Source organism: Pyrofollis japonicus, from assembly GCF_033097485.1.
In the GTDB taxonomy this organism is placed as follows: Archaea; Thermoproteota; Thermoprotei_A; order Sulfolobales; family Pyrodictiaceae; genus Pyrofollis; species Pyrofollis japonicus.
On the sequence record NZ_AP028634.1, the window covers coordinates 866,388 to 883,970 of the forward strand.

The following is a 17,583-nucleotide window of genomic DNA, read 5'->3' on the forward strand; positions in this document are numbered from 1 at the left end:
GTTTAGAGCTAGAACCAACGCGCCATACATGCTGCTATGCTAGAAATAGCCGGGCTTGAGCTCAACGCGTACCCTTTCCTTCATAAAGTCGAGGAGCCCGGCCTCCTCGAGGGCCTTCTTGACCTCCTCGTCGCTTGCACCAGGCTCGATGCTGATTTTCTCTGGCAATACTTCTATGTGGTTTATATTAGCCCTTCTTCTCTTTACTCCAGAGACATCCTTAGGACCGGTTATTACAACGAAGTTATCATCAATTATTTCTACTATTACACATTTCCTACCAGCTTCGCGGCCACGGAGCTTTACACAGAGCCTGCCAACCTCTATTGCCGGCATCTTTTACTCCCCGCCAGCTAGCTCCGCTAAGTGAATCCTTTAAGCGTTACTTTTCGCCGAAGCACAGCCGGATAAATAGTATCCCTTGCGCCTCAGCACTTCGCACACGAATGATTTTATGATACTGTACGCCTCTTCGAGGCCTAGATATCCTGTATCTATTACTAGGTCGAATATCTGAAGATTCGCGATATCTATGCCATAGAGCTTGAGAAAACGATGTCTATGCATATACTCGCGAGCGACGGTTTCGCGTAATACGTCGTTAAAATCTCGTCCCTCCCTCTTGGCTATTCGTTCTACTCTGATCTCCAGCGGGGCTGTCACGTAGATCTTAACATCGGCTACTGATGAAACTATCCATGCAACGAGGTGTCCCTCCAGAACGACGTTGCCTTTACAGCCGAGCATATAGGTTCTCGTATCAATCTCGTAGTCTATGCTTGGATCCTTCTCTGCAAGCCTATTAAGTTCTTCAAGGCTTAGGCCTTTCTCCTCGGCATACGAGCGAAATATCGAGCCAGCAGAATAATAGCTTAAGCCTAACTCGTTTGCAAGTCTCCGCGCATACGTCGTCTTTCCGCCACCAGGTGGCCCGCTGAAAGCAATTGTCGGATTCTTCTTGTTATCACACCTAGACGTTGCTATTACCAAGCTTGCTAGCACCTTAAAGGGTTGGCTTACACCATAACCTTTACATCGAAAACCAGGGAGCTATACTCATCTAAAGTCTCGGTTACAACTAGTATATGAATGTGCACACAAAATAACTCGTGTGCCGTAGAAAACCCCTTATGCTGATGCAGCTGCTGCCTGAGACTTTCGCAGCTCCTGGAGCTTCGCAATTAGCTGACCACGAATGCTTCTCTTTAATAGCTTTTCAAGGCATTCGTGACATATAACTCCGCCGAATATTCGTTCAGGCCTCTTGGCTGTCTTGGGTAGTCTACGCAGTTCTACTGGACGCAGCCGTGGCACACCGCTGAGAGGTCTGCCACAGATTGCGCAGCGTGCAGGGCTTGGTCTTCTCTTTTCATAGTGTACTGCTGTCTCGCCACCAGGTAGTCTTACGTGGATTTTTCGTAGCGATCGTGTACGGTGATGCGGGCGCGGCATGCTTATCCCCCGTGTAGCTCTCTGCGTGTTCTACGCCAGAGTAACTTAAGCATTAATAATCCTACTAGGTCTTCCCTAACGATGAACATAGACGATAAAAATGATAATGCCAGTACTATGGCTGAGGAGGTTACGTACATTATTCCTCCGTTCGGGGTCTCCAGCGGAGCCGTTAAGAGCGGAATTGGGCAACGCGATGGAATGACAACTTGGCGAGTAAAGACTGCCACTACACCAGCTGTATAGAACACTAACAACAAGAATGTACGAAAGAATGAGTATTTTTTAACACTAGTGTAAAGCATGTTTATTTTTGCTGAAAGTTTGCCCTTTTTCCTTTGCCCGCGTTTATCGCGTGAAAGAGATTTCAGCTCTACGAGAACGGCTTCAAGCTCTGCCTTAGCATGGATAAGGCGCAAGTGAGTTAGTGTATGGAACAAGTACTCCGAGACGAGCGTGGCGACAAAGCCGAGCAACGCTAAGTAAAAAGTATAGAACCCGATACTGATAGCCATTGTCTAGGCCTCAGCGCAGCTTGGTTGCCAGCTCAACTACCTTGTTGGCTGCTATAGTAGGGTCGCCTTCAACGTTTTCAACTATAAATACGCTAGCTGCGACGTGCACCGCACTGGCCATTGCAGCTATTCTGGCCATTTGTAAAAGCTCACTAACAATCTCTACTCTAGAGAGGTCTGCTCGATAGCGCGTTGGATCTCTTTGTTGCCTCTTAACGATAACCTCCGGCGGGGCCTCAATAACTACTATTGAGTCCGGCTGCAACGCCTTGACTACGTTCTCTGGCAGGCCAGGCCAATACCCAGTATCAGTTCGAATAACCGCGTGAGTATCAACGAACAAGATGTCGCCACCGTTAAGTGTTTTCTCGGCATCTAGCCGTATTGCCTCTGCTGCGTACTCCTGCAACTCTAGCTGCTTAAGCAGCGGCAGGTGGCGTAGCTCGTCACGATGCTTCACCAACCCCCTCATAGAAGCCACCTTGAACATGTAGTCGCCAAAGTTCACAATCATATACTTCCTTCCACGCTCGTCAAGCAAAGCTCTTACATTGTTGAGAACAGTTGTCTTCCCTACGCCTGGGACACCTGTGACTATTATTGTTGTAAACGGGTTCCTCCGAACCATGATACATCATCTCCTTTACGGAGATAAGGGATGTGCTAAATCAATGAAACCCTTTCACCAGGTATGGAAAAAGGCGTTAAAAACTGATTGCAGCCGCTGCCTACGGTTTACCGGCCTAGTATTCTCTGCAGAGCTGGATACATCTCTAGTGTTCTCTCGTATACCAGCGACTGGTAGAAGCTATAGATTATACCAACCAGCAGTACGAGACCAGATCCACTTCCATATGCTCCGAAGAAGTCTGCAAGTATCGCTATACCCGTTACTATCAGCGAGCTGATAACGGTTAGCGGGTAAATGTAGCGGGCAAGTATCCTCTCCAAGAGCTTCACATTGCGACGAATACCTGGCAACTCCATTCCTGATTTTATGATGTTTTCTGCCTGGTGACGTGGACTCAGCCCAGCCACTTCTACCCAGATAAAGCCGAAGAGAAGGCCCAGGGCGAGCCAAGATGTTATGAACGTTGCTAGGTGGACAGGGTCTTGGACTGAGTCTAGAAGGCCTCGGGGAGGCCTCATATAGACGTACATGTAGGCAAATATCTTAGCCCAGATGCTATCCGGCCCCGATATTGACGCCGCTATGTTGGCAAGTATTTGAAGATCCGATACTGTTATCGCGACAAAGAGTATTGGAATGTTAGTTACATAGATAAAGTTAAGCGGTATCCTTGTCTTTATGCTTCCGTAGCGTGGACTCGTGACAGGTATGTATACCCTCATTAATTGCAAGTAGATAAGTATCATTATTATTGAAATCGTTGCTAAGAAGCCGATCATGTCGGGCATTCCAAGGCGTAGGATAGCGGGATCTTTGTTAAAGAGCACTTGAGTTAGCCATCCATAATATTCGCCCTTATATTTTACGGGAGCTGCTAGTTGCCAGAACATACCCTTAAGGACGTTGGCCACGATGAACATGCTAAGAGCCGATCCTATACCCCATCCATTTCGTACTAGCTCATCAAACCACATTAAGACAAGTGTCGCGATAACTAGTTGTATTATTACAAGGATTTTTACATCAAGTCCTACCGGGCATGCTCCGATACCTGCTCCAGGTTGTAACCAGAACCTACAACCGAATGCATAAGCTGCCGCCTCTAGGGCCGCAAAGACGAGCGCCAGCGTCCTTTGGGCACCCATGAATATTTTGCGATCACGCGGCTTCGTTAGATCCATTTCTATGAGGCCGCCGCCGACAAGGACTTCGAGCACAATACCAGCAGTCACTATGGGGCCTATACCGAGCGTCATAAGGGTGCCGAGGTTCATTCCAAGCAATAAATAGCTTAGGGCAGCCGATGCTGTTGGACCCGCTGTTTTCACGCCGATCATGGGTATTTCGCTCATAATAAGGTAGAGTAATACGACGATACCGGTCCACATGAGCCTTGTCGGTAATGAGGGCCGCCGAGCCGGCTTCTCCACTGCTGGAATATATTTTGAAATCTCTGCAAGCGCTTCTAGCACTCCAGGCATTACCGAACCGCCCCACGCACCACCCTTGGGTAACGCGGCTTTTAATACAAACTGCTTATAGTTTAAAACTGTGCCACTTTACCAGCAGTTGAACTTTATTGAGGATATGGGGCGCTAAGAATTCATCGCCTAGTAAGTATGGTTGAATAGTTCCAAAAGAAGATCCGGACATATTACGGACAGCAAAGATTGGATGAGAAGTTGGCACAGGAGTAGCAAGTATATCTTTGTATACGGGGTTTTCTGGGTCTTGAGCGGCTTTGTCACAGGAATTGAGACGATTGATTGGAAATAAATATTTATGCTTCAGCCTTTCTTGGGAGTACTACTTCTCCTCCGGCCTCTTCTATCTTCTTTATTGCCAGTTCTGTCGCCTCAGGGACTATTACTTTTACTGGCTGCTTTATCTTACCTCTCCCAAGGAGCTTGTAATAGCCCATCTCGGCCAAGTTCACCACGTACTTGTCATTCTCCTTTTCGAGCTTGCCCGCAGCAGCTAGCTTGTCCACAAGTTCTGCTAGCTCGCCTACGTTTATCTCCTCCGTCCTAATCTGGTACTTTAGAGGCTGGTTGAAACCGTGCTTGCCGAACCATGTAGGTGCATACTTTACTACCCATGTCCACATATGCTTGTGCATACCAGCTGCGCCGAAGCCTCCCCTGCTACCGCTTCCACGGTGCTGCCCTATCCTGCCCCAGCCCATTGTCCTTGTGCGTCCTCTTAGCTTTCTACTCTTTTTCCTACGCCTAACGACCATTCTTCATGCACCCCGCTTCTGCATTTCCTAGAGCATACGCTTTATAAGCTCATTTATTGCCGGGCCGCGGTACCCTAGTTCTCCTCCTGCCCCATAGTGTTTCTTTATACTGCCCTTGAAGCCTCCTCTCGGCGGGTGGAGGCGGAAGACGGGCTTAATTATCCATACCTTGTTTTTCTTGTCATAGAGCTTGTGGAGCATTATTTCTCCTTTGAGAAGCTTATCCGCAAGCTCCTCGATGCCGGATAGACCTAGCTTTTCCTTTACATACTCGTCCGTTAGCGGCTTGTTGCCAGGTACTCTCCCACGCGTCTTTAACAATTGTATGAGAGTTTCACGGTCAATCTCTCCCCACGTTATCCAGTCACGCACCTTGCGTAACATGCCCTCGATGCCAGGCATAGTTGAGGGGTATAGAACAAGGTGGTGCTTCTTATGCAGCCTTAGAAGAGATAAAGTGTACTCAACATCGGGGTGTACGTCAACCCTGCCCCTTATCCTTATTATTGCATACAATTTTACTTGCTTCTGTTCATTCTTGCCCTCTTCTTTTTCAATCGCAACACTCATCGAACATTCACCCTACCACTATAAGGGTAATAAGTGAAGCATCTTGCCAAAAGATGCGTAAAGCTTTGCGCTAGGCCTGGGCTGCACGCACCCAGTCGATAGGTGTTACGAACTTGTAGGTCTGCTTGAGCGCATTATATGTTGCCTTGACGAAGTTTATCGTAGTTCGTGTGTCGCCGCGCGTAAACGTCCATACGTCCTTGATCCCGGCTAGTCTTAGTACTACTTTGGCAGCGTTACCGGCCACAAGCCCGGTTCCTCTTGGTGCCGGTTTTAACACGACTTCAACGCTGCCGCTCTTTCCTCTTACTGTAAACGGTACACTGTGAGGTTGGTCACAGAGACACTCCCAGCTACCGCAGCCCCTTCTTACCGGGATTATGTTAAGCTTGGCATTGCGTATTGCTTTATCAATGGCTACTCTTATCTGTCTCGCCTTGCCCTGGCCTACGCCTACAAAACCGTTTTCATTGCCTATTACGACTACGACTCTGAACCTATTGATTCTACCAGCATCAGTCATTTTCTGGACGAGTGCCACATCTACTGTCTCAGTCTTTAGCTCAGGCCCTATTAGGTAGTCCACTATCTCCGGCTCAAGTATTGGCAGGTTGTGCTCAAAGATCTCTGCCAGGCTCTTTATACGTCCCTCCTTCACTAGGCGGCCTACAAATGTCCTAGGTTTCCACTCTTGCTCTAGCTCGTATGGCGACAAGCTCATTGCTGCACCGCCTCCGCTGCTTTCACCTTTTCTAGAACATCACGGTAGTCTTCTAGTATTTTATTCTTAACTTCCTCGAAGTGCTCCGGAAGCTTCTCGGGCTGCAAGCCATTCTTAAGATAGATGCTGAAACGCCTCTCATAGAGCTCGGGATTATTCTGTGCAAGCATTGCCGCATAGGCAGCTATGTGTTCACCACGTATTCTCGACTCGTCTGGGAATATTTCCTCGCTGTGAGGAACCTCGAGACCCGCGTCAAGAGCACCTTTGAGAGCAGCAAACACTCTTGCACCTTTTACTGGACGGTGAAGCCCTATATCCAAGACCGCATTGCGAATTCCTGCTTTAAGCGCACGCAGGGCTGCAAGCATGCCGGTCAAGTAGGCGGCAGATGTGTTCTTTGTACCAGCGCGCCACCCATACCTCTTCACTAACTCCCTGCTATGGGCTGCAGCCACAGTTACGTCCCCTTGCGGCTTAGCAACAACTACTTGAACCCAAATGTACTTATTCGTCTTCCTAACAACTAGCCTAGGCTTACCTGACAGAACCATTACATAGCGTTTATAATAGTTGGTCTTACCCTCACGGCGCCGCCGACGAGGGACCTTATACCGTGGACCATGCGCCATTCCAAGCCACCGCTGCTACGCTTTCGCAACCCCGGAGCAAGGGCACCCGGAGCCCTCTAATAAGCTAACACTGTATAAAACTATGATGGAGCCATTAGGAAATCATTATTCATTCGCTAGGGCCAAAAACCGTGGATAATAAGTAGATATTATATATCATCGCAGAAGACGAGGAACTTAGTTTAAAATATTACTTTTTAACAGATGTTGGGTAGCCGTGCTCTCTCAACCAGCGCTGGAGCGATGCAAATGTTGGAAACATGCCACCCTTGGCCCACATATATAGCTGGCGATACGTCCTTCTATCAATCACACCGTTGTCGCGGAGATAACGCAAATACCTTCTAATCTTTCTGATCCGGTTCATCCATTCCTCTTTGGGATCACGGCGTGCTGATGCATCTCCTTTCCGCCTACCATATCCCCTTCTCCTACCCTTCTTGCGGGCTTCATGACGCTCACGCCAGCGTCCACGGGAAGGACGGTGAGCAGGCTTTACTTGTATAACACCTTCTTTAATGAGTCTTCGTATCTCTTCTCTTGTTATGGCGCTTGCTACATCCTCTATTGCTGACGGGTCAATCCATATTCTTGACTCGCCTACGCCGAGTATCTCTGCCGCAAGCCTCTTTTGAAGTGAGAGATCCTGCGCCATTTCTGATTACCCTCCCGCTAGGCGTTTGCTACACGGAAGCCTTTAGACTTAGCTTCCTTGACTATCTCCATTCTCTTCCTTAGGCCTACAGACGAGGCTATGTAGACTATGTGCTTTGCTGGATCCAGCTTATCAAGATCCTTGGCGTTATAGACTATTACTGGTTCAAGGCCGGTGGGATGAAGACCGCGAACCGCTGCTGGACTGCGATAGCCTACGTCAACCATTGGTGGTCTTCCTTTAAGCTTAAGCCTAATAGGGTTGTCTATGCCTTTTGGCCTCTTCCACTTAGGATTGTTCTTAAACTTGGGAAACTTCCACCACAAAGTTCTCAGAAATTCCGGCTTCTTTGATTTCAGTAGTTTCCTAACCTTTAACAATCTCTCGAATTCACGTTGCGTTATATCAGCCATTACTCGGCCACCTCCCTTGCATAGATATAGATTCCGTCAACGAATACTCTCCTATCAAAACCTTTTACCTTAGTTGCCTGCTCTATGTTAGCAGCTGTCTGCCCGACAGCCTCTATATCTATACCTTCAACTATCACATCGTCCTTTTGTACTTTGACCTTAACGCCAGGCATAATTTTAGCCACGCGCGGCGCCTTTTCTCCAAGAAAGTTCTCTATAACTACTTTATCGCCTTCAACCTTAACTGTAACTGGGAAGTGCGAATACACTATCTTGAGCTTATATCTAAAGCCCTTCGTAACACCAGTTATCATGTTCTCTATGTGTGATGCAACGGTGCCCACGAGTGCTTTGAGGCGTCTATTAGCGAAGTATGCCTCAACAACTACTTTTTTGCCTTCCTCATCCTCATCTAGTCTTAAGAGTATACCACGTGCATGCGAGAAGTCTCTTTCAAGCTCGCCCTTCGGCCCCTTCACCTTTACTTTCATTCCGTCTATACTCACTTCAACGCCTTCTGGTATCCTTACCTCTTCCGCAACATGCACAATCTTAGACATTACCCTTCACCTATATTGGTGCTTCACGACCCCAATGGGGACGGTCAAAGGGGTTACTCGTGGAAAAAGGCAACAAGCCATTGTTATATATAGGGCTTAATACACGTATGCTAGCAGTACTCCACCTACGTGCTTCTCTATGGCTTCTCTATGGGACATTACTCCCTGGCTTGTAGATATGATGAGTATGCCTATATCTCGGCTTGGCAGATATTTTCTCATCCAATCAGGCATTCGTAATAAATCCTTATACTTTACCGGGAACCTTGGCTTAATCACGCCAGCCTTATTTATTCTGCCAAGCAGTTGTACACGTATTTTGCCCCAACGTCCATCATCTATGTACTCGAATTCACCTATGTAGCCTTCGCGCTGCATCACTTTTAACACGTTTATTATGAGTTTTGAAGCCGGCATTATCACTACTTCGGGCTTTGCACGCGCTTCAGCATTGACTATAGCGGCCATAGCGTTTGCAAGCGTATCAAGCATAACCATGCAAGTTCACCTCGCCCTAGCTATACTTTCTGAAGCCAAGACTTACGGCCAGCTCCCTGAAGCATTGCCGGCAAAGCATGAGGCCATACTTTCGTATGACCGCGTCTCTGCTACCACACCTTTGACACTTGTAAGCGCCTCGTCCATACTTTACGATCTTCGGGGGCCTATACTTCCCCATATTCGCCACCCCGGTGCATAGCTAAACCAGCGCGGTTTATTTTGGTTCTATTACTACGCCGAATAACTCGTTGAGAAGAACCATTGATTCTTCCTTAGTTACTCTATGTCTTCTAGGTATAGATCTCCTTGCTCGCCTTCGCCTTGCTACACGATAACCTGGTCTCTCGATTGTTATTGCAACATCCATTCCGAAGACTCCGAGTTCGGGATCGTAGCGCACGCCTGGTAGCAATGTGTGCTCTGGGATACCGAACGAGACGTTTCCAAACTCGTCGAACTGGCTAGCCTTGAGCTTGTAGCCTATTGCCTGGAATGCTTTCTTTAAGAATTCTATTGCCTTCTCTCTTCTAAGTGTAACCATAACTGCTATGGGCTCGCCTTTCCTTATGCCGAAGTCCCTTATCGTTCTCTTAGCCCTCCTAACTGACGGCTTCATCCCTGTAAGCATTTCTAGGACTCTGGCCGCTTTCTGGAGCCTCTCACCGGATTCGCCAACCCCGATATTAACTGTCACCTTCACTATTCTGGGTTTAAGCATCGGATTCATTTCCCAGCGTTTCTTAATCTCCTCCACTTGCTCGGGGCTTAGAGGTAGAGGTTGTTGCACACGCGCAGTCTCTGCAGTCATGAAGCTCATTTCCAAGCTCCCTCCGGCAAGCTTATCCACGGCTCTTCTTCAGGCGGGGCTATGACGAATATGTAGTCAAGGTTTGTCTGAACCTTCTCGCCGCGCGCATCCTCAAGCGTTACAATGCTATTCTTCCTACCGATACCCTTCCTTATGTCAACTATTCTTCCAACCTTACCAACGTTCCTGCCGCCAACGACTATTGCAAGGCTTCCAACATCGAGCGCTGCATAACCGAGAAGCTCCTGGTTCGGAATTCCGAGCTTTACGGTACCGAGCGTACGGTAATCCTTAGCTTCAACAGGGTTAGCAGGATTCTCTACACGTATCAGCACGTTTCTACCGTCATGTAGGTGTAACTGTACGTGGCCTCCCTTAACGGTTGATTTATCCTCGATACGGCAGAGCTTGAAGCTCGCTTCCTCCTTGCTTATAGGGTGAAGGGTGAAGAAGCGAATCGGATACGGAAGTACCCTGAATGTCTCACCAGTATCAACTATCTCGACTACATCCATAAAGCCAACAGGGTACTTGTAGTTCCTCCTTACCCTACCGTCTATCTTGAAGTGACCCTCTGCTATGAGCTTTCTAGCCTCTCTGCCAGTCTTAGCATAGCCTAGAACGTCGCGTACCAGTATGAGGAGCGGTATTGACCTGTCTATTGGATGAGGCCCTGGACTCGGCTTAACAGTAAATACCCCTGCTCTCTGACGTACTGGCCAATACTTTGGTGCAGCAAGCGTTTTCAGATGCCTACGACCACCCATTCTCGCCATAGCGCGTTACACCCCTGCTTCTCAGCTCTCCTGCCCAGTGGTTGAAGAAACTGTCCCTCTACCCATTAGGCTTAGTTGTATCTCACGTGCCTTCTTCTTGCGCTCAATTATTTCGCGGCGAGCCTTGTCCTCAAGGTTAAGGGACACTATCATCACGTTCGACGGGTGTATCGGGTAGTAGCGCGGCTCGCCTCTAGCATTCTTTATGGTCGCTCCTTCAACATAAATTCTCATCTTTCTTAAATCAACGCGGACTACTTTTCCGCGGTGACCCTTAAAGTCACCCCTCATTATCACTACTTCGTCGCCTTTCCGTACCGGAAGGTTACGGATGCCATACTGTTTGCGAAGCTCTGGGCTAAGTGGAGCAGACATTAGCTTCTGCCTCTTATGCAGAGGGGCGTTAAATAGTGCGCGTCTCTGCTTCCGAGGCTGAGACGATTTAACCCATTTCATTTCAATACCACCTCGTCGCGAAGACTTCTCTAAATTATTATGCTTGCTATGTTAGCAACCTTTGGCCAGCGTTCAGCTGCCTCACGTGCAACTGGTCCGCGTATCTCGCTGCCTTTCGGCGTGCCATCTTGAGACACTATTACTACGGCATTATCTTCAAATGCTATCCAAGTACCATCTGGTCTCCGATATGGTCTGCGCTGTCTTATCACAACTGCTCTTACGACTTGTCTCCTCATCTCTGGGGTACCCTTCTTGACCGTAACAACTACCATGTCGCCCACAGCTGCGGGGGGAATCCTTCGAAGCCGTCCACGATACCCTATGACACCTATGATCATTGCCTCCTTCGCGCCACTATTGTCGGCTACAGTAACATAGCTGCCTACTTGCAAGCCAGCTGGTATACGCCTCCTTGGAGCAGCGCCCTTTGAGCCCTTAGGCATAGCGCGTCCACGCCCCGAGAGGACGCTGGGTAAGCATCTAGGCCTATTTAAAACCTAAACAAAAGAAACCAGGACAGTATCTATGAATAACTATGTCGATGCACGCCTTACTTGCTTCCTTGTTTGCCTATAACGCCAAGTACGACGAAGTGAACTGTCTTTGCTAGAGGCCTTGTCTCACCGATTACAACAATGTCGCCGGGCTGTGCGTTTATACACGGCGGATTATGAGCATGTATACGGCTCCTTCTCTTCTCGTACCTGCGATACTTCTTGTTATAGTATAGGTACTCTCTTTCAACAACTACAGTGTTCTTCATCTTCGACTTAATAACTACACCGGTAAGTATTAGGCCTCTGACACGGACATTTCCATGCCATGGACATTTCCTGTCATTACATGTCTTCTCCGGTGGATTGAGCCCAGGTATACCTATGTTTCTTACCCTCACGGACAAGCCATTTGACCCCCCTGACTCTTTCTACCCTCCTAAGCCTGTCGGGCTGTGTCCCCCGTATTTTTTCTCCTCGCACGAGCACCCATTCACCGGAGGGAAGCTGTAGGAGAAAAAGAGCGTTTAGTTTCAGGACCTTTTTCAGTTCTCCAGAAGGCGTCTCAACAACCAGGATATTCCTCGTTTCGCGAACAATTCGTCCCTGTAGCCCACGCAGCGTAGGATCAGGGTGAGAGATCACTATGATAGGCAAACCAGCGAGCACGTGTACGAAAACATTCCAGTCTGTGCGGCGCAAGACACTATTCTCCAAAAAGCTGTTCTAGGCTTCCTTAGGCTTTCTTCTGCGCCTTTAATTCCTCTTCGCGCATAACAGTTAATATCCGCGCTATGGTTTTTCTTATGGCACGTATAGCTCCTGGGTTATCAAGCGTACCCATTGCCGCCTTGAGCCTTAGCTTTACGAGTTCTTCTCTTAGCTCCGCGAGCTTCTTTAGGCGCTCCTCTCGGCTCATCTTCCTTATATCATCAGTACGCAGCATGTACTTCGGCATAAGCTATCCCCCGCTTAGCTTTCTTGGGCCTCCGCTTCACCTGTTGCTTCACTTATCTGTTTCTGCGCCTCTGCTGCCCTTATTTTCTCAAGCTCGCTCCTTATCTCTTCAATATCTTCACGAACTTCTTCCGGCTCCTTTATTCGTACATAGTCGCTAGTCTTAGCAGGCTTTACTATCGTTACCTCTATGCCGAAGACGCCTGGCTTTAAGAGTACGTGCATTACAGCTCTATCAACCATGTGTTCTACGTGGTATCCTGTGGAGTATACCTTGCCAACACGTACTTTCTCGTACCTTGCTCGCTCTGTTCGAAGCTTACCACTGATCACTATCTGTACTCCAAGGGCTCCAGCATTTAGCACTCTACGAGCCATTACGTGGGCTACTCTACGGAAGTAAGCGCCTCTTTCAAGCAGGACAGCTATGCGCGATGCAACCACACGTGCATTTAGGTCTGGATTTTCGACTCTTCGAACCGTTATCTGGGGGTTCTGTAGGCCGAATTCCTGCTCGAAGATTGCGGCTAGCTGTCGTATGGTTTCACCGCGCCTGCCTATTATCATCGCTGGGCGCTCGGCGTCAATAAAGATCTTTGTACCTAGAGGGAACTGTATTATCTGTACCCCGGCATAACCAGCTCGATAGAATCTCTTGGCTAGGTACTCATCAATCATTGTTTGCAACATGGCTTTTTTAATGAAGTATTTCTTTATGAGTACCATAGCCTTACTCCTCCGTTACAACCATTTCTATATGAGTATACTTACGAAACCACGGGGATGAGCGGCCAAAAGCCCTTGGAGTCCACTTCTTGATAACCCTGCCCTTGTGGACGGCTATATGCGAGATTCTAAGCCTTTCTGTGTCAAGCCCCTTTACCTCTGCATTGTTTACAGCATTGTCAAGCAGCTTGAGGAGTATCTTTGCAGCCTTCACTGGATAGCGGGCTATAGGCCACTTGTACTTCGCGGCAACACCTCTATGATGAGCCTGCTTACCCATATACCTCCTAATTGGGACAGGCTCCTTGCCCGCCGCAACGCGTTCCAGGAACTTCCTAGCTTCATTAACTTTCATGCCTCGAAGTAGCCTAGCTAGGTCAACAATTTTCTTGTAAGAGATTGGCGCATCCCACGTCATAGCTTTAGCAGAGCGCTCCTCGTCTACCCTCACCGAGTACTTCCACTTAGGCACAGCCGACCCCTCTCGCTACTGTGAATCCCAGCGCCTTCTGAGACGAGCGCTCACCTATATAAGTATAAGTAAATGGCGTCCCGCATCCCTTTCAGAGAATGAATAGTCAAGAACTGTGCGGAGGGCCTGACGCCTAGGGGTGGAGCCTCCACGCGATCACCGAGCCCCGGGACTCGGGGCACTCACGCGGGCCTGCTCCATCCGTGAGAAGCTATACTAAGGAGAGGTCTAAAATAAGGCGATCTCACAACACGAGTAAACATGCACGCAGCAAATTATGCGAGTTGAGAATACCTAAAGCGAGGAACACCAAAACTGTATAGAAATGAATAAAAGATTAATGATTAGAGGAGGCCTAGCCGTGCAGCAACATCGGCCGCGCTATACTCGGGCGACAGCTTTACGTAAGCCTTCTTCTCTCCACGCGGAGTTATGAGAGTATTTACTTTAACAACCTTAACACCAAACGCCTCCTCAACTGCACGTTTTATGTCGTGCTTTGTAGCTTTCCTATCAACTATGAATGTTAGTGTATTGTTTTGCTCTATGAGCCTTAGTGCTTTTTCGCTCTGCACGGGTCGTATTATTATTTCAAGACCCATCAAGCTCACCCCTATTCACATATCCTATTTTTCCGGCTCTTAGACTCTAAGCACTATTTTGTCGAACCTCTCAGCTAGCGAGTCCAGGGCCGACCTCGTTATAACCGTGAGTCTTCCTGGCACACCGCCTGGAGCCAGTTGGAGCACGCTTACGTTCCAAGGCTCAGCTATATCAACTCCTGGCAGACCTTTAACAGCTCGCGCGAATGGCGAGTTATGATTATTGACTATGAAGAGTATACTACGCGGTGTTACATATCTTCGACCTCGGCGTTTTCCTTTACCAGCGCGTATTCTTGTTCTCGACATGGCTCGTTCGATGTCGCTCCATAGTCCTAGTTTTTCTAGGAGTGCACGGGCATCACGTACTTTTGCAATGCTTGTCTCCACGTCATCTGCGAGTATAATAGGTACGTGCTCGGCTGTAAACACATGTCCACGTTTCTCCACGAATTCCCGAATTGCTGTCGCGGCAAGAGCTGAGGCTGTTGCAAGCTTCTTTTCTTTCTTGTTTATTTCCTCATGTATGCGCTTTTCAGGTCTAGGTGGATGAGCTAAGTGGCCTCCAACAGCCGAGTTTATGAATGCTGCTCTTCCAAGCCCTGGGATTCTCGGAACACGCGCAATACCGAGGCCGACGCCAAAGCTCCTAGCACTTGTTCTCTTACCTGCTAGCGGATCCCTACCCTTTGGTTGAAGCCTTGCGGTAAACTCTGAGAAGAATGCACGCCTAATTAGGTCTATTCTAACAGGTAGACCGAAGACCAGTGGTAGCTTAACCTCGTCTATTTTCTCGGCATTAGCGGCGTAAACCGGTACCTGTGGGCTCTCTCTCATTAGTAGGAATATAGTTGAGCCAACTTTACTCATTTTTATCAACCCCTATGCATTAGTTACCCTGTTTGCTCTGTAAGCTTATGTAAGTGATACGTGGAGCCGACTCAGGAGTCCAAGTGGGGCGCACTGGGTGCCTCAGCACAATTGGTCTCTTCGGCGTACCTGGTATGCTTCCTGCCAGTAGCACATATGTACTTCTAACTATACCATAGTGGAGGAAACCGCCGGCAGGAGTTATCTCTAATCCGTTTTCGCCTATCTTGATTATCCGCTTGTTGTACTCCGTTCTTCTATGGAACCCCATCTGGCCTGGCTGTGGGACCTCGCTCCAAGAGAACGTTGTTGCTGGGCCACGTGTACCGGGACCGCTTCTGCTACCCTTTCGGTGCTTATGCCAGCGTGGTAGCTCCTTGACTCCAAACCTCTTTATGACGCCTTGGAAGCCTTTTCCACGCGTGACAGCTATCACGTCGACGAGCTGTCCTTCCTTAAAGACATCCGTTATCTTTATCTCATTGCCTAAGAGGTTTGCCGCGTAGTTAAATCTGTCAGTGAGGCTTCCTCCGCCACCTATCTTTATCTCTATAAGGTCTGGCTTCTTCTTGCTGAGGCCGCCTACGAGGCGGGGCTGTGTAGCAGCGATTATGCGGACGTCATAGATTTCGTTGAGTTTCTCCTCTAGCTTCTTGACAGCCTTTTCTGTATCGGGGAAGCGTAGCCTAGGTATTGCTCGATAGATGTCAAGCTTGTACTTCTCAACAACGGTTTCCGGCTGTACCCATGCTTCTCCAAGTGTGTATAGTCCTATGTTTGGATCGTATCCGTATACCCTTAGCGCTAGCGCCACCATCGGCGGAGCCTCAAGAACCGTAACCGGCATAAAGATTTCTCTGCCCTGCGTAATAGAGCCAGGAACATCGTCTATTACAAATACATGCGTCATTCCAGCCTTGTAAGCGAGAAACGCAAGCGGTAACGGGTTCTCGCTGGCTACTTCTGGCCAGGTCTTTATCCTGGGAACAAGCCTTGAGGCCCTCTTACGTGGCCTTAACCCTAAGCTGCCTCGTCGAGGCGCATGCTTCTTTCGCGCACCCACAGAGCACCACCGCCTTTACCGATGCTAACGTAACCTCCCGTAGCCACTCCTACCCCTACTCGTTTTTATCCCTAAGTGTTAATCCGCAGGAATTTATTCTTGCTAGTCTAAATAGAGGTTTAAAATAGCAAGTGTTGCCGATATTGCCTCTTCTACCCTTACTGTACGAGTACCCTGGTTGGGAATAGTATTTATGACCACATTAACGCTCTCATCCAAATTTATTCCTTCTAGATCAGCTATTTCGTATAACCCTTTGTCTGGCGCACCGAAGAGAACTAGTATGCCTTTCCTACATGCTGCTTTGGTGCGCTCAATCACTGCTTGGTTTATTATTTTCCCCCTTCTACTTGTTGCTATTATAAAGCTGCCACGATATCGTCTTATCAAGCTCTTCAATGAATCCTCTATGCCGACACTATATCCAGCATATATGCTGGTACTGTTAACCATGCTTAAACGTGGCGGATTAAGGGATTCTATCCTTACAAGTACCCGAGTTGAACGAGGTGCATTTACAGCCTTTATTAAAACGGGTTTCCCGAGACCGGCTTCTACGAGAATGCCGCCTTTTGAAGGTCTTAGTACAAGAGCTTCTCTGATCTCTCCAATTCGCGGCCCACCAACACCATGGGTTGGAAGCTGAAGTGGCGGAAGAATCCCCACATATCTCAACTCGGGGACATTAGGCGGATACACGTGTTTCCGCAAATATGGCGCTGTCACAAGGTACTCCAATATCTTCTTAGAATATCTGACTTCCCTCCACGCTTCAGCGCGATCAATATAGAGAATTATTCTACGAACACGAAAAACTGCTGCAATGCGCCCAAGATATCCTATTTTAACAGTCTTTAGCAGCAGAGAGTGCTCTGTTAATGTATAGGACGCTGCTACAGCAATATCTATCGGGCAATTGCGTTGGTGAACGAACATTTCCCGTGCACACCGCTCAACAAGGCCCCTTTAAGATAAGGGCGATGAAATAATCGTTATCAATAATTGGGCCTTCACAAGTGTCTGAAAGATGCATTAACTAGATTAACAGCCACAACGATGAGTATTTGAGAGAGTTATTTTGTTACGAGACAAAAATCGTAAAACTATGAGACAATTGCAGCCGAGAGGGTGCTATCTCTTACCTTTTTTGCCTCCTTTTGCTTTTTGCTGCTGACGTGTCTCTCTCGTTGGTTTCTCCTCACCTGTCATGAATAGTGTTGTTCTTTGACGACCTCCCATAGGTCCCTCCCCTTAACGATAAGTTAAAGATAGGGGCTTTTTTACTTGATCTATCCCCTTGGAGCCGATGAGGTTTTTGCCGAGTACTGAGAAGTAGTGCTGAACAACCCCTTCTACTGAGGCTCCATCTTGATGCTCAGACGGGTTCATTTCTTCACGATGGTGCAAAGTCTTAATCCGCGTTTGCACCCATCATCACTGCGTTGCCCATATGTAGGGTTGTGGGAG

The 17,583-nt window shown here is 48.2% G+C and carries 28 protein-coding genes; all 28 read right to left on the reverse strand.

Annotated features, from left to right (window positions below):
• Window positions 1-39: 39 nt before the first annotated feature.
• Window positions 40-336, reverse strand: a complete 297-nt coding sequence (locus tag SBG41_RS04310; RefSeq protein WP_317896321.1) for a 50S ribosomal protein L14e — start codon at window positions 334-336, stop codon at window positions 40-42.
• 39 nt (window positions 337-375) lie between these two features.
• Window positions 376-984 carry a (d)CMP kinase gene (gene cmk, locus SBG41_RS04315; RefSeq protein ID WP_317896492.1) on the reverse strand — a complete coding sequence of 203 codons (609 nt, stop codon included), beginning with the start codon at window positions 982-984 and terminating at the stop codon, window positions 376-378.
• 144 nt (window positions 985-1,128) lie between these two features.
• Window positions 1,129-1,452, reverse strand: a complete 324-nt coding sequence (locus SBG41_RS04320; RefSeq protein ID WP_317896322.1) for a 50S ribosomal protein L34e — start codon at window positions 1,450-1,452, stop codon at window positions 1,129-1,131.
• A gap of 2 nt (window positions 1,453-1,454) precedes the next feature.
• Window positions 1,455-1,967 (reverse strand): hypothetical protein, encoded by a 513-nt coding sequence (locus tag SBG41_RS04325; protein WP_317896323.1) that lies wholly within the window; start codon window positions 1,965-1,967, stop codon window positions 1,455-1,457.
• Window positions 1,968-1,977: 10 nt separating this feature from the next.
• Window positions 1,978-2,595 (reverse strand): adenylate kinase, encoded by a 618-nt coding sequence (locus SBG41_RS04330; protein WP_317896324.1) that lies wholly within the window; start codon window positions 2,593-2,595, stop codon window positions 1,978-1,980.
• 107 nt (window positions 2,596-2,702) lie between these two features.
• Window positions 2,703-4,079 (reverse strand): preprotein translocase subunit SecY, encoded by a 1,377-nt coding sequence (gene secY / locus SBG41_RS04335; RefSeq protein ID WP_317896325.1) that lies wholly within the window; start codon window positions 4,077-4,079, stop codon window positions 2,703-2,705.
• Window positions 4,080-4,378: 299 nt separating this feature from the next.
• Window positions 4,379-4,837, reverse strand: coding sequence for an uL15m family ribosomal protein (locus tag SBG41_RS04340; protein WP_317896326.1), 459 nt, complete (start codon window positions 4,835-4,837; stop codon window positions 4,379-4,381).
• Between the two features lie 27 nt (window positions 4,838-4,864).
• The gene (locus SBG41_RS04345) at window positions 4,865-5,407 is read right to left on the reverse strand and encodes a 50S ribosomal protein L30 (protein WP_317896327.1); all 543 of its coding nucleotides are present in this window, start codon (window positions 5,405-5,407) and stop codon (window positions 4,865-4,867) included.
• A 70-nt stretch (window positions 5,408-5,477) separates the two neighbouring features.
• On the reverse strand, window positions 5,478-6,128 hold the full coding sequence (locus tag SBG41_RS04350) for a 30S ribosomal protein S5 (RefSeq protein ID WP_317896328.1): 651 nt from the start codon (window positions 6,126-6,128) through the stop codon (window positions 5,478-5,480).
• On the reverse strand, window positions 6,125-6,760 hold the full coding sequence (locus SBG41_RS04355; RefSeq protein WP_317896329.1) for a 50S ribosomal protein L18: 636 nt from the start codon (window positions 6,758-6,760) through the stop codon (window positions 6,125-6,127). The genes SBG41_RS04350 and SBG41_RS04355 overlap by 4 nt, the downstream gene beginning before the upstream one ends.
• Window positions 6,761-6,950: 190 nt before the next feature.
• Window positions 6,951-7,415, reverse strand: coding sequence for a 50S ribosomal protein L19e (locus tag SBG41_RS04360; protein ID WP_317896330.1), 465 nt, complete (start codon window positions 7,413-7,415; stop codon window positions 6,951-6,953).
• Window positions 7,416-7,432: 17 nt separating this feature from the next.
• Complete coding sequence (locus SBG41_RS04365) at window positions 7,433-7,819, reverse strand: 50S ribosomal protein L32e (protein ID WP_397470783.1); 387 nt, start codon at window positions 7,817-7,819, stop codon at window positions 7,433-7,435.
• A gap of 8 nt (window positions 7,820-7,827) precedes the next feature.
• The gene (locus SBG41_RS04370) at window positions 7,828-8,388 is read right to left on the reverse strand and encodes a 50S ribosomal protein L6 (RefSeq protein ID WP_317896332.1); all 561 of its coding nucleotides are present in this window, start codon (window positions 8,386-8,388) and stop codon (window positions 7,828-7,830) included.
• A gap of 96 nt (window positions 8,389-8,484) precedes the next feature.
• Complete coding sequence (locus SBG41_RS04375) at window positions 8,485-8,886, reverse strand: 30S ribosomal protein S8 (RefSeq protein ID WP_317896333.1); 402 nt, start codon at window positions 8,884-8,886, stop codon at window positions 8,485-8,487.
• Window positions 8,887-8,902: 16 nt separating this feature from the next.
• A complete protein-coding gene (locus SBG41_RS04380) occupies window positions 8,903-9,067 on the reverse strand; it encodes a 30S ribosomal protein S14 (protein WP_317896334.1) in 165 nt (54 codons plus the stop codon).
• A gap of 36 nt (window positions 9,068-9,103) precedes the next feature.
• On the reverse strand, window positions 9,104-9,697 hold the full coding sequence (locus SBG41_RS04385) for a 50S ribosomal protein L5 (protein WP_317896493.1): 594 nt from the start codon (window positions 9,695-9,697) through the stop codon (window positions 9,104-9,106).
• 5 nt (window positions 9,698-9,702) lie between these two features.
• The gene (locus tag SBG41_RS04390; protein ID WP_317896335.1) at window positions 9,703-10,473 is read right to left on the reverse strand and encodes a 30S ribosomal protein S4e; all 771 of its coding nucleotides are present in this window, start codon (window positions 10,471-10,473) and stop codon (window positions 9,703-9,705) included.
• A gap of 21 nt (window positions 10,474-10,494) precedes the next feature.
• Window positions 10,495-10,929: a 50S ribosomal protein L24 gene (rplX, locus tag SBG41_RS04395; RefSeq protein ID WP_317896336.1), complete on the reverse strand. Its 435-nt coding sequence runs from the start codon at window positions 10,927-10,929 to the stop codon at window positions 10,495-10,497.
• Window positions 10,930-10,958: 29 nt separating this feature from the next.
• Window positions 10,959-11,375 (reverse strand): 50S ribosomal protein L14, encoded by a 417-nt coding sequence (locus tag SBG41_RS04400; protein WP_317896337.1) that lies wholly within the window; start codon window positions 11,373-11,375, stop codon window positions 10,959-10,961.
• A 107-nt stretch (window positions 11,376-11,482) separates the two neighbouring features.
• A complete protein-coding gene (locus tag SBG41_RS04405; protein ID WP_317896338.1) occupies window positions 11,483-11,833 on the reverse strand; it encodes a 30S ribosomal protein S17 in 351 nt (116 codons plus the stop codon).
• Window positions 11,772-12,143, reverse strand: a complete 372-nt coding sequence (locus SBG41_RS04410; RefSeq protein WP_397470766.1) for a ribonuclease P protein component 1 — start codon at window positions 12,141-12,143, stop codon at window positions 11,772-11,774. Before SBG41_RS04410 ends, SBG41_RS04405 begins: the two co-directional genes overlap by 62 nt.
• A gap of 19 nt (window positions 12,144-12,162) precedes the next feature.
• Window positions 12,163-12,384 (reverse strand): 50S ribosomal protein L29, encoded by a 222-nt coding sequence (rpmC, locus tag SBG41_RS04415; protein WP_317896339.1) that lies wholly within the window; start codon window positions 12,382-12,384, stop codon window positions 12,163-12,165.
• Between the two features lie 14 nt (window positions 12,385-12,398).
• The gene (locus SBG41_RS04420; RefSeq protein ID WP_317896340.1) at window positions 12,399-13,109 is read right to left on the reverse strand and encodes a 30S ribosomal protein S3; all 711 of its coding nucleotides are present in this window, start codon (window positions 13,107-13,109) and stop codon (window positions 12,399-12,401) included.
• Between the two features lie 4 nt (window positions 13,110-13,113).
• On the reverse strand, window positions 13,114-13,581 hold the full coding sequence (locus SBG41_RS04425; protein ID WP_317896341.1) for a 50S ribosomal protein L22: 468 nt from the start codon (window positions 13,579-13,581) through the stop codon (window positions 13,114-13,116).
• A gap of 344 nt (window positions 13,582-13,925) precedes the next feature.
• Complete coding sequence (locus SBG41_RS04430; protein ID WP_317896342.1) at window positions 13,926-14,183, reverse strand: 50S ribosomal protein L23; 258 nt, start codon at window positions 14,181-14,183, stop codon at window positions 13,926-13,928.
• 39 nt (window positions 14,184-14,222) lie between these two features.
• A complete protein-coding gene (gene rpl4p / locus SBG41_RS04435; protein WP_317896343.1) occupies window positions 14,223-15,053 on the reverse strand; it encodes a 50S ribosomal protein L4 in 831 nt (276 codons plus the stop codon).
• 19 nt (window positions 15,054-15,072) lie between these two features.
• Window positions 15,073-16,116, reverse strand: a complete 1,044-nt coding sequence (locus SBG41_RS04440; protein WP_317896344.1) for a 50S ribosomal protein L3 — start codon at window positions 16,114-16,116, stop codon at window positions 15,073-15,075.
• Between the two features lie 102 nt (window positions 16,117-16,218).
• Window positions 16,219-17,052: an RNA methyltransferase gene (locus tag SBG41_RS04445; RefSeq protein ID WP_317896345.1), complete on the reverse strand. Its 834-nt coding sequence runs from the start codon at window positions 17,050-17,052 to the stop codon at window positions 16,219-16,221.
• Window positions 17,053-17,583 lie beyond the last annotated feature (531 nt).